Raw genomic sequence first — 11,140 nt, 5'->3', positions numbered from 1 at the left:
GTGACGCCTTTCCGCTCGGCGAGGGGGTCGACTTCCGGGAGGGCGACGACGACGATCCCGGGCGGGGCACCGACTGGGGGCCGGAGCGGACCCTACGGGCGGAATTCCTGCGGGAGTTGCTTCTGGCGGGCCCGGTGACGGAGGGCCGCACGGCGGGCCTGAAGGTGGCGGGCGCGCGCGTCACCGGGCGGCTCGACCTGAAGTACGGCACCGTCACCTGCGCCGTCCGGCTGCGCGCCTGCCACTTCGAGCAGGCGATCGACCTGTACGGGGCGCGGATCGTGGCCCTCGCCCTCAGCGACTCGGTACTGCCGGGGCTGACGGCAGGAGCGCTGCGCGCCGACGGGGTCGTACGGATCACCTGCTGCCGCATCGCGGGCCCGGTACGGCTCCAGGGCGCCAAGCTGGCCGGGGCGTTCTTCGCCAACGGGGCGCGGCTCGGGACGCCCGGGGCGGACCCGGAGGAGGCCGTGCTCCAGCTCAACCACGCCGAGGTGGCCACGGACGTCTGGGCGCCCGGGCTGGTCGCGCACGGCACGGTGCAGCTGAACGGGGCCGTCGTCGGCGGGCAGGTGAATCTCAACGACGCGGTGCTCGACGCCCCCGGCGGCACCGCGCTGCACGCCGAGGTGCTCGCGGTCGGCACCGATCTGCATGCGATGCGGCTGCGCGCGCGAGGCCGGGTGAACCTCGGCGGCGCCCGCATCCCCCGCCAACTCAACCTGGCATACGCCCGGTTGGCCAACCCCGGCGGCCATGCCCTGCGCGCCAGCAGCGCGGTCGTCGGCGAGCTGTGGCTGCGCTCGGCCGCGCCGATCGAGGGCACGGTCAATCTGCGCCGCGCCCAGCTCGACCTGCTGCATGTGCCGCCCGAGGTATGGCCCGAGCGGGTCCAACTCGACGGCCTCGCCTACCGCGTGCTGACCCCGCACCTGCCCGCCGAACAACGGCTGCCGCTGCTGGAACGCGAACCGGACGGCTATCTCCCGTACCCCTATGAGCAGTTGACCACCGCCTACCGCACGGTGGGCGACGACGGCGCCGCCCGCACCGTCCAGCTGGCCAAGCTCCGCCGGCACCGCGGCACCCTGCCGGTGTACGCCCGGCTGTGGGGCTACCTCCAGGACGCCGCCGTCGGCTACGGCTTCCGTCCGATGCGCGCCGGGCTCTGGCTCCTCCTGCTGCTGTGCACGGGCACCCTCGTCTTCGCCCTGCACCATCCGCCCGCCCTCAAGCCGTCCGAGGCCCCCGCCTTCAACCCGCTCTTCTACACCCTGGACCTGCTGCTGCCGATCATCGACTTCGGCCAGGAGAGCGCGTACGCCCCGCGCGGCGGCTTCCAGTGGCTGTCGTACCTGCTGATCGCGCTGGGCTGGGTGCTGGCCACGACGATCGCGGCGGGCATCACCCGCTCCCTGAACCGGCAGTAGCCGACATGTAGTTGAAATAGGCCGGACAAGGGCCCCTTCTCCCCTTCCTGTGAACTCCCTATGGACATTAATTGTCATGCCCCCTTAAATCTCAGGGGCGTCCAGCGTCATCCCCCCATGCCTGGATGGCGCCCTTTCCGAGGAGACAGATGAGCCGAATACGGCAGCACGTCCGAGGATCCCGTCGTCTCGCCACCACCGGTGTCGCCGTCAGCAGCGCGGCCCTGCTGGCCGTCGCCCTCTCCCCCGCCGCCCATGCCGCCCCCAGACCCACCCGGACCGCCGCCGTGCAGCACGCGGCCTCGGCGCTCCGCGCGCACGCGTCGAGCCTGGGGCTGGACTCCGCGCAGGCCACGAGCGTCCGGGACGTGATCGTGGACAAGGACGGCAGCCAGCACGTCCGCTACGACCGCACCTATCACCGACTCCCGGTGCTGGGCGGCGACTTCGTCGTCCACCTCGGCCCGGACGGCGGCTACCGGGGCGCCGACCGGGCGAGCCGCGCCGCGCTCGCGCTGCCCTCGACCATGCCCGAGGTGTCCGCGCCCGAGGCCGCCGACCTCGCGACGAACGCGCTGCGCGCGGCCAACCTCGGGAACCGGCTGCGGCAGGTGAAGGCCAAGCCGCAGCTGATCGTGGACGCGCTGCACGGGACCCCCAGGCTGGCCTGGCGGACCGACGCGGTCGCCCTGGACTCGCTCGGCAACCCGGTCGCGCGCACCGTGCTGACCGACGCCCGCACCGGCGCCCGGATCGACGCCTGGGACAGCATCGAGACCGCCACCGGCGACGGCCGGTCGCTGTACGGCGGCACGGTGCCGCTGGAGACGACCCAGTCCGGATCGTCGTACCAGCTCAAGGACCCGACCCGGGGCAACACCTACACCGGGGACGCCGCGAACAAGACCGATCTGTGCATCTTCGGCATCTGCATCAGCCGGGCGCCCTCGACCGTGTTCACGGACACCGACAACCACTGGGGCACGGGTGCCACCAGCGACCGCTCCTCGGCCGCGGTCGACGCCCAGTACGGCACCGACGAGACCTGGGACTACTACAAGAACGTCCACGGCCGCAACGGCATCGCGGGCGACGGCAAGGGCTCGTACAACCGCGTCCACTACGGCAGCAACTACAACAACGCCTTCTGGGACGACAGTTGCTTCTGCATGACGTACGGCGACGGTGATGGGACCACCTTCGGACCGCTGGTCGCGCTGGACGTCGCCGGGCACGAGATGTCGCACGGGGTCACCTCCAAGACGGCCGGCCTGACCTACTCGGGCGAGTCCGGCGGCCTGAACGAGGCCACCTCCGACATCCTCGGCACGATGGTCGAGTGGTACGCGAACAACCCCTCGGACCCCGGTGACTACCTCATCGGCGAGCAGATCGTCCGATCCGGCTTCGGCGGCACCGCCCTGCGCTACATGGACAAGCCCTCCAGGGACGGCAGTTCGGCCGACTACTGGAGCAGCTCGGTGGGCAACCTCGACGTCCACTACTCCTCCGGCGTCGCCAACCACTTCGCCTACCTCCTCGCGGAGGGCAGCGGCGCCAAGGTCATCAACGGCGTCAGCTACAACTCGCCCACGTACAACGGCTCCACGGTCACCGGGATCGGCCACGACAAGGTCGGCAAGATCTGGTACCGGGCGCTGACGGTCTACATGACGTCCTCCACCAACTACGCGGGCGCCCGCACGGCCACCCTCAACGCGGCCAAGGACCTCTACGGCGCGGGCAGCGCAGAGTACAACGCGGTGGCGGCGGCCTGGAGCGCGGTCAACGTCAACTGACCGAACCGGTCGGCGGTACGGGCCCGGGGGCGCACCCCCGGGCCCGGCTGACGTCCCGTCACCGAGCCGATCCCCCGGTCGCCCAGCCACCCGGTCACCCGGTCACCCGTTCAACGGCCCCTCGTCGCTCCATTCGTGTGTTCTTCGTACTTTCTTCTTGTGCTCCCCGGCACACCACCCCTGACCTGCCCCGACTCCGCCACGGCTCAGCCGTATGGCCGCCGCGCCCGCCACCCGTTCACCGCAGTCCGGCCGATCTCTCGGCAAGCGGATCCCGGCGCGAGCCCTTTACCTCGGAAGGGCAGGGGACACACCAGTCGGACAAGCTCGACAAGCTTCGGGGAGCACCATGCGCCGCACCGCCCGTCTGCTGACCGGTACCGCGCTCGCCGTGGGAACGGCGGCGCTCGCCGCCGCGCCCGCCTACGGCGGCGCCGCGGCCACGCGCCCCTTGCGCGCCCCTACCGGCAGCCTGGAGGTGTACCCGTCCACCGCGATCCCCGGTGGACAGGTCACGGTGAACACCGCCGCCTGCGGGGACAAGGGCGGCGCGACCGGGGACGCGGGCGCGGTCGGCGCCGGTGTCTTCACCCTGGCGCCCACCACGCACCAGGGCGAGGCGATCGGTCAGTTCCAGGTGCCGCCGAGCGCGCAGCCGGGGACGTACGAGATCGTCGCGAAGTGTGCGGAGGGCAGCAGACAGGTGACGGGCGACCTGGTGGTGGCCCTCGGCGCGGCGCACGAGCAGGTGCAGCCGCGGGGCAGCCTGAAGACGGGGGTCGGCGGCGCGCTCGGTCCCGACCCCGTGCAGACCGCGGCGGGCGTGACGGCGCTGGCCGTCGCCGCCGCGGGCGGTACCTGGCTCCTGCATCGCCGGGCGAGAGGCGACGGGATCTGACGGACACCCTCCGCTGTCCGTCCGCCGGTACCGCACGTCCCACCCCCTCCGGGTCCGATGCCCCTCGCGGCCCGGAGGGGGAGGGGGTCCGCCCCGGGTCCAGCTCGGGGATCCACCCCAGGCCAAGTTCGGGGATCCGCCCCAGGCCAAGTTCGGGGGTCCGCCCCAGGCCCAGCTCGGGGATCCGCCCCAGGCCAAGTTCGGGGGTCCGCCCCCGGGAGAGGGGTTCGTATGCGCAGCACACGTCCGGCCGGGAGCCGTACCCGTGGCATCCGCAAAGTCCGCGGGCGCGGCTCGCGGCGGCTCGGGGACACCGCGATAGCCGCGGTCACCGTCGTGGCCCTCGCCTCGGGGGTCTGGCTGTTGGGCGGCCAGTCGCACACTCCCCCGCAGCCGGCGGCCGCCGAGGGCCGCCCCGACCCCGGCGAGGAGCGCCTGTCCGCGCCCTCGCTGCCGCCGTCCCCGCCGCTGCGCATCCGTATCCCGGCCATCCGCGTGAACGCCCCGCTGATGGGCCTCGCCCTCACCTCCTCCGGCAGCCTGGACGTGCCGCCGGCGCAGAACAAGAACCTGGCCGGCTGGTACGAGGCGGGGACCACGCCGGGCGAGCGGGGGACCTCGATCGTCGCCGGACATGTGGACAACACGGAGGGACCGGCCGTCTTCTACAATCTGGGCGCGCTCAAGCGGGGCGCCCGGATCGAGGTGGACCGCCGGGACGGCACGGTGGCCGAGTTCACGGTGGACGCCGTCGAGGTCTACGCCGCCCGCGACTTCCCCGACCAGAAGGTCTACGGCGCCGCCTCCCGACCCGAGTTGCGCGTGATCACCTGCGGCGGCGGCTACTCGAAGACCACCGGGTACCAGGGCAATGTGGTGGTCTTCGCCCATCTGACCGGCAGCCGCTGAGCTCCCGACACCCGGCCCCGTCTCCGTCTCCGTCTCCGTCTCCGTCTCCGTCTAAGGTCTCCGCTCTCGCTCTCGGCCTCAGTCGATGCCGGAGCGCTCCACCCCCGCCACGATCCACCGCTGGAAGCACAGGAACACCACCAGCAGCGGCAGGATCGAGGCGCCGGCCGCGATGAACAGCTCGTGCAGGCGCACGACTTGGGCGGTGGTGAAGGAGGACAGCGCCACCTGGACCGTCCAGGCGCTCTGGTCCTGCCCGATCACCAGCGGCCACAGGAAGGAGTTCCAGGCGCCGAGGAAGACGATGGTGCCGACCGCCGCGAACACCGGCCGCGCGTTGGGCACGACCACCAGCCAGTACGTCCGCCAGTAGCCGAGCCCGTCGACCTGGGCCGCGTCCTCCAACTCCCTCGGGAATCCCAGGAAGTACTGCCGGAAGACGAAGCAGGCGAACGCCGAGAACAGGGTCGGCACGATCAGCCCGCGCAGCGTGGAGACCCAGCCGAGGGAGGACACCAGCACGAAGGTCGGTACGAAGGTGACGGCGGCCGGGACCAGCAGGGTGCCGAGGATGCCGTAGAACACCTTGTTCGCGTGCCGGTAGGGGATGCGGGCGAGGCCGTACCCCGCGAGGGAGGCGAGCACCAGGGTGCCGAGGGTGGTGGCGACGGCGATCAGGGCGGAGTTGAGCAGCGAGCGGGCGAACGGTACGGAGGGGTCGTCGAACAGTTCCCGTACGTTCCCCCATCTCAACTCGGCCGGGAAGAAGGTCCATTCGGGCGAGGTGATGTCCCGCTCGCTGGACAGTCCGTTGCGCACCAGCAGATAGAAGGGGATCAGGAAGAGCAGTGCGAGCACGACGAGCACCACGGCCCGCAGCGCCCGCCCGACCCTCACCAGGGCGTCATCCATCGTCCTCACTCCTCCTCATTCCTCCCCGCTCTTCCCGAGCTTGAGCCAGCGCGCCTGTCCCACCGTGACGATCGCGATGATCAGCGCGAGGATCACGGCACCCGCGCTGCCGAGCCCCAGGTTCTGTCCCTGGCCGAGGGCGGTGTAGTAGAGGTAGACGAGCGGCGGGCGGGCGTACGGTGGATAACCCCGCGCGTCCGACAGCAGGTTGTAGAACTCGTCGAAGGCCTGGAAGGCGTTGATGACGAGCAGCAGCACCACCGCGACGGAGGTGGCGCGCAGTTGGGGCAGGGTGATGTGCCGCAGCACCGTCCAGCCGGGCCGGGCCCCGTCCACGGCGGCGGCCTCGTACAGCACCGGATCGATCCGCTGGAGCCCGGCGAGGAACAGGATCATGTAGAACCCGGCCTGGAGCCACAGTCGTACGGTCACGATGACCAGCCAGTACCAGGGCGGATGGGTGGTGGACAGCCAGGCCACGGGGTCGGTGCCGAACCAGCCGAGAACGGTGTTGGCGAGCCCGAAGCGTACCCCGTTGAAGATCGACATCTTCCAGATCAGCGCGGCCACGACGTAACTGCACGCGGCCGGGAGGAAGAACACCGACCGGAAGAACGCCTGGGCCCGCCGCACCCGGTTGACCATCAGCGCGAGGGCCAGGGAGAGGACGAAGGTGACGGGCACGATGAAGGCGGTGAACACGAGGAAGGTGCGCAGGCTCCCGGTGAACGCGCTGTCCTTCAGCATCGCCGTGTAGTTGTCCAGGCCGACGAAGTCCGTGGGCGTCACGGTGTTGTGCGCGTCGAAGAAGCTCAGCCCGACGCTCCACAGCAGCGGGACGTACGTGAACAGCGCGAGCCCGGCCGCGAAGGGCCCGACGAACACCCAGAACCAGAGAGCCCTGCGGCGCCTCACGAGGTGTGCTTGACCCGGTCGAGTTCCGCGGACATCTTCCGTACGACACCCCGCAGTTCACTCTCCGGGTTCGCGCCGTCCTTGATGATCCGGCTCAGGGCGTCCTGGTAGGCGGTCTGGGAGGCGGGGGTCCACAGCAGCGGCTGGGCGTACCCGTGCTCGGTGGCGAACCGTACGGCGTCGGCGGCCGCGCCGGTCCTCAGCTTGCCGGCCTTCTTCGCGAGCGAGATCCGCGCGGGGATGTGGAAGCCGTACCCGAGCGCGAAATCCTCCTGATAGTCGGTCCGTTCCACCCAGAGCCACTTCACATACTCCTTGGCCGCCTCCTTCTGCTTGCTCCGCGCACTGACGGCGGCCCCGTACGCCCCGACGGGAACGGTCGGCTTCCCCTGGCTTCCCTCCCCCGGAAACGGCAACACCCCGAAATCGTCCCCGAGTTCCTTCTGCACCTGCGGCAGCGCCCACAGCCCGGACCACTGCATCGCGGTGAGCCCCTGGAGGAAGGCCGACGGATCGGACCAGTCGGTGGGCGCGCCGAGGAGCAGCGCCTTACCGGCGTACAGCTCCCTCAGCTTCCCGAGCGCCCGCGCCGCCGCCGGGTCGTCGAACCCGACCTTCCCGTCCTCGGTGACCAGCTGAAGCCCGGCCGCGTACAGGGGCGTCCCGCCGAGCACCCCGGCACCGCCGTCATTCCCGAGAAAGAGCCCCTTGACCTTGCTGTTGCTCAACTTCCTTGCGCCATCGACAAGTTCATCGAGCGTCCGCGGCGGCTCGACCCCCGCGTCCCGCAACATGCTCTTGCGGTAGTAGAGCATCTGCATGTCAACGGTCTGCGGAATGCCGTAGACCTTCCCCTGATACGTCTTCGGCGCCAGCACCGCCGGATTGAAGTCGCTCTTGGTCCCGTCCAGCAACGCGGTCAGATCCTCGACCTGTCCGCCCTGGATCTGGTCGAGCGAGGGCCCGTTGACCTCGAACACATCGGGCCCGGAATCGGTGAGCAGCGCCGCGGCCGTCTGCTGATCGTAATTCCCGGGCCGCCACTGCACGGTGACCCGCGCCTTCGCATAGGCCGCGGCATACCGCTTCACCGCCTGCTCGGTCCCGGCCTCCCCGTACTGGTGATACCACTGCGCAAGCCGCACCCCACCAGAACTCCCGCCCCCACGCCCGGTATTGGACCCACAGCCACTCACCACCCCCATACCGATCCCGGCACCCGCGCCCAGCAGCGTCCTACGGCTGATCGTCATGCACTCCCCCTGACGTCGGTCCTCAACGCACGGCCCAACGATCAACCATGCGGGGCGATTACGAAAGAGGGGTTGCGGCGGTGTGTCACTGGGCACGGACGGTGGGTGAGGGGTACCTAGCCGTCCGGAACGGCTGCCATCGCGTCCTGGTCGAGCAGGAGGCAAGCGGCATAAATTCCGGTGCGAGCCTGCCACGACCTTCGAGATCATCCGCCCATGTCGCATGACGATGCAGAGCCGACCGAGGTGCCGGCCGGCCCCAGTGAACCCAGCGGTCTTGAAATGTCCGGCCAGAGGCCAGGCGGGCTGATCATCTTCCTGAACGGGACATCGAGTTCCGGTAAAACGAGCATCGCCCGGGAGCTTCTCCAGATCCTGGACGAATCATTTTTTCACATGCCGGTGGACGCCTTCCATGCCATGCGGTCCGACCGGGACATTCCCGACGAACACCTACAGGCCGAGATCGACCGAACCGCCAGGGGCTTCCACCGCGCGGTAGCCGGAATGGCCGCAGCCGGCAATCACATCGTGGTGGACCATCTGCTGAGCCGACGCTGGCGCCTCCTCGACTGCCTCGACCTGTTCCCTGCCGAGGACGTCGTCCTCGTCGGCGTGCACTGCGCGCTGCCGGAGCTGGAGCGACGGGAACGGATCCGCGGCGACCGGACCCCAGGACTTGCCGCGCGGCAGTTCGACCAGGTCCACGCGCACGGCATCTACGACATCGAATGCGACACGAGCAAGAACACGCCGGAGGAGATCGCCCAACAGATCAAGAACACCCTGCCACGACGGCGGACCCCCACAGCCTTCACACGGATGAAGCTCGCCCTACGCGCCGGTGCTCCGAGCTGAGCCCCGACCACAGGGTTCGGCAATGGCTCGGGTCAGCCCGGCGTCCGCGCCCCCTCGTACAGACCGGCGAGCCGCGCCGCCTCCTCCTCCCGGAACTCGCGGACTTCCGCGCAGCGCCTGCTCATCACGAACTCCCCGAGCGTCAGGCACAGATCCATGCGCTGAATGCACACGCCGACCATGAAGGGGCCGTTCCGCGCCCGGTACATGCGCACGCCGTAGTACCCCTCCTGACAGTCCCGCTCATTGTTGAACCGGCAGCCCGCACAGGTGTCCGGGAGCCGGACGGGCCGGATGCTCTTGGCGAGAAGAGTCCGGCCGTCGGGGAGCCGGTAGCGGACGCGCTGATCGGAGGCGCCGGCAGTGATGACACGGCGAACCGGAACCGCTCCGAGCCGGTCCACGACCTCCTGCATGGCGGCGAGCGACGCCCCGTCGTCCTCCAGATTCACGAGCATCCGCACCGTGACGGCCCGCCCTCGTTCCTCCAGCGCGTCCCCGAGGCGAGCCTGTTCGACGCCTACGCCGAAAGTGCCGAACGGGTCCGGGAGACCGCGCGACCCATCTCCTCGCCCACCGACTTGAGAGGTCCAGGCGCATGAGCCGGATTGATTACTTTCGCGACCCCAACGCTCCTACTGCCAACTCTGTCGTGCCCTCGGTCACAGCCGTTGTGTGCGACGACGCCGGCAGACTCCTGGTCATCCACAAGACCGACAACAACCTGTGGGCGCTGCCCGGCGGTGGCCACGACATCGGCGAGCGCATCGGCGACACGGTCGTGCGCGAGGTCGAGGAGGAAACTGGGATCAAGGTCGAGGTGGACGGCATCATCGGGCTCTACACCGATCCCGAGCACGTGCTCGCCTAAGACGACGGTGAGGTGCGACAGCAATTCTCCATCTGCTTTCGGGCCCACCCAGTGGGCGGATCCCTCCGCACGAGCAGCGAATCCAAAGAGGTCCGCTGGATCGACCCGACGGACCTCGGCTCCCTGGACATTCATCCGTCCATGCGGCTGCGGATCCAGCACGGCATGGACGAGACGCGCCGCGAGCCCTACATCCGCTGAGTGCCCACCGCGACAGCGGCCATCCGGCTTTCCACCCGCTCCATGGCGGCGTGGATCTCCGGCGCCGCCCGCTGGATGAATCGGCCCACGAGCGTGTCCGGCCCGTACCGCTGCACGATCTCGCTCAACCGGGCCGCCGGCGCCGTGTACTCACCGTCCGGGGTGGTCGTCATGTCCGCCACGATGAGCGCGTCCACCAACTCCGGCCGCTCCCTCTCGAACTCGGTCTCCAACTCATGCCGGAGCCCCCTCTCCTCCGCCTCCAAGAGCGCACAGGAGTGGTGCGCCACGAGCCGTACGACCCTCTCGTCAGCCCCCTCCTGATCCCGAAGGAACCGGGCTCCGTCCAGCGGGTGAAAGCCGGTGACGGCGATGGAGGGCGAGTAACCGACGTCGTGCAGGACGGCGGCGGCCACCAGCAGTTCGGAGTCGCGGCCGAGAATCGGGCTCAGGGAGCGGGCCCGGTTGGCTACCCCGAGCGAGTGCTCCCAACGACGCGGCAGCGGTTCGGCCAGCATCGACTCGGCGAGGGAGTACGCCCATTTGGTAAGTCCCATGGACGGCAAGGCTATGACTCCTCTTCGGCGGCCGTGAGGGCAAGCACTGCGCACACTTTGTCGTGGCCCCGAGTGACAACGATCCGTGCCTCGAACTCCCCCCTTCCATGGGCCGAGTGGCGAGGCCGCCTATTACTGCTCGTAGGCCCACGCGCGGCCGGTCTGGCGGTACTGCTCGACGGGGATGGGGACGGCCCCCGTACGCATCCGCGCGGTGTAGAGCAGGCCGTCCAGGTGGTCGATCTCGTGGTGGATCAGCCGGGCGAGTCCGCGTTCGTAGGTAGTGGTCACCGGCAGACCCTCCAGCGTCGTGGTCTCCACCGTGATCCAAAGGGGCCGGGGGACCAGGCCGCGGACGTCGAAGAACGACAGGCAGCCCTCGTACTGCTCGTCCGCGTCGCTGGAGCGTTCGGTGATGCGGGGGTTCAGCAGGACAACGGCGGGGGCGTCGGGGCCGGGGGGCTGGACCACGGCAGCGGCCCTGCCGATCCCGATCTGAGGTGCCGCGATGCCCATGCCCTTGGCGAACAGGTGGAC

At 69.9% G+C, this 11,140-nt stretch carries 9 protein-coding genes and 2 pseudogenes; 5 read left to right on the top strand and 6 right to left on the bottom strand.

The window, feature by feature from the left end; translation table 11 throughout:
* The first annotated feature begins 1,579 nt into the window (after positions 1-1,579).
* The 3 genes from CCN72_RS25510 (at position 1,580) to CCN72_RS25500 (ending at position 5,036) form a co-directional block, all read left to right on the top strand.
* Positions 1,580-3,229, top strand: a complete 1,650-nt coding sequence (locus tag CCN72_RS25510; protein WP_086809943.1) for a M4 family metallopeptidase — start codon at positions 1,580-1,582, stop codon at positions 3,227-3,229.
* Positions 3,230-3,578: 349 nt separating this feature from the next.
* The gene (locus CCN72_RS25505; protein ID WP_085564614.1) at positions 3,579-4,127 is read left to right on the top strand and encodes a hypothetical protein; all 549 of its coding nucleotides are present in this window, start codon (positions 3,579-3,581) and stop codon (positions 4,125-4,127) included.
* Between the two features lie 231 nt (positions 4,128-4,358).
* Entirely contained in the window at positions 4,359-5,036 is a 678-nt protein-coding gene (locus CCN72_RS25500) for a class F sortase (RefSeq protein ID WP_086809941.1), read from the top strand.
* Between the two features lie 78 nt (positions 5,037-5,114).
* Here CCN72_RS25500 and CCN72_RS25495 read toward each other — a convergent pair whose 3' ends face one another.
* Genes CCN72_RS25495 through CCN72_RS25485 form a run of 3 tightly spaced genes read right to left on the bottom strand, consistent with a single transcriptional unit; the run spans position 5,115 to position 8,116 of the window.
* Positions 5,115-5,948: a carbohydrate ABC transporter permease gene (locus tag CCN72_RS25495; RefSeq protein WP_086809939.1), complete on the bottom strand. Its 834-nt coding sequence runs from the start codon at positions 5,946-5,948 to the stop codon at positions 5,115-5,117.
* 15 nt (positions 5,949-5,963) lie between these two features.
* A complete protein-coding gene (locus CCN72_RS25490) occupies positions 5,964-6,863 on the bottom strand; it encodes a carbohydrate ABC transporter permease (RefSeq protein ID WP_086809937.1) in 900 nt (299 codons plus the stop codon).
* Positions 6,860-8,116, bottom strand: coding sequence for an ABC transporter substrate-binding protein (locus CCN72_RS25485; RefSeq protein WP_208638095.1), 1,257 nt, complete (start codon positions 8,114-8,116; stop codon positions 6,860-6,862). The genes CCN72_RS25490 and CCN72_RS25485 overlap by 4 nt, the downstream gene beginning before the upstream one ends.
* Before the next feature lie 282 nt (positions 8,117-8,398).
* Here CCN72_RS25485 and CCN72_RS25480 point away from each other — a divergent pair, with 282 nt between their 5' ends.
* On the top strand, positions 8,399-8,974 hold the full coding sequence (locus CCN72_RS25480) for a chloramphenicol phosphotransferase CPT family protein (protein WP_086809935.1): 576 nt from the start codon (positions 8,399-8,401) through the stop codon (positions 8,972-8,974).
* Between the two features lie 32 nt (positions 8,975-9,006).
* Here the strand turns inward: CCN72_RS25480 and CCN72_RS25475 are convergent.
* A pseudogene (locus tag CCN72_RS25475) lies at positions 9,007-9,465 on the bottom strand (radical SAM protein); the annotation flags it as partial.
* 107 nt (positions 9,466-9,572) lie between these two features.
* Between CCN72_RS25475 and CCN72_RS25470 the strand changes: the two are divergent.
* A pseudogene (locus CCN72_RS25470) lies at positions 9,573-10,046 on the top strand (NUDIX hydrolase).
* Here CCN72_RS25470 and CCN72_RS25465 read toward each other — a convergent pair.
* On the bottom strand, positions 10,034-10,603 hold the full coding sequence (locus CCN72_RS25465; protein WP_208638094.1) for an HD domain-containing protein: 570 nt from the start codon (positions 10,601-10,603) through the stop codon (positions 10,034-10,036). The pseudogene CCN72_RS25470 and the gene CCN72_RS25465 overlap by 13 nt on opposite strands.
* Positions 10,604-10,735: 132 nt before the next feature.
* Positions 10,736-11,140 (bottom strand): peptide deformylase (locus CCN72_RS25460; protein ID WP_107430151.1); only part of this gene is annotated, 405 nt, incomplete at its 5' end.

Source organism: Streptomyces murinus (genome assembly GCF_002154555.1).
Lineage (GTDB): Bacteria > Actinomycetota > Actinomycetes > Streptomycetales > Streptomycetaceae > Streptomyces > Streptomyces murinus.
The sequence above is the reverse complement of the archived record's forward strand: the minus strand, read 5'-3'. Positions and strand labels throughout refer to the sequence as shown.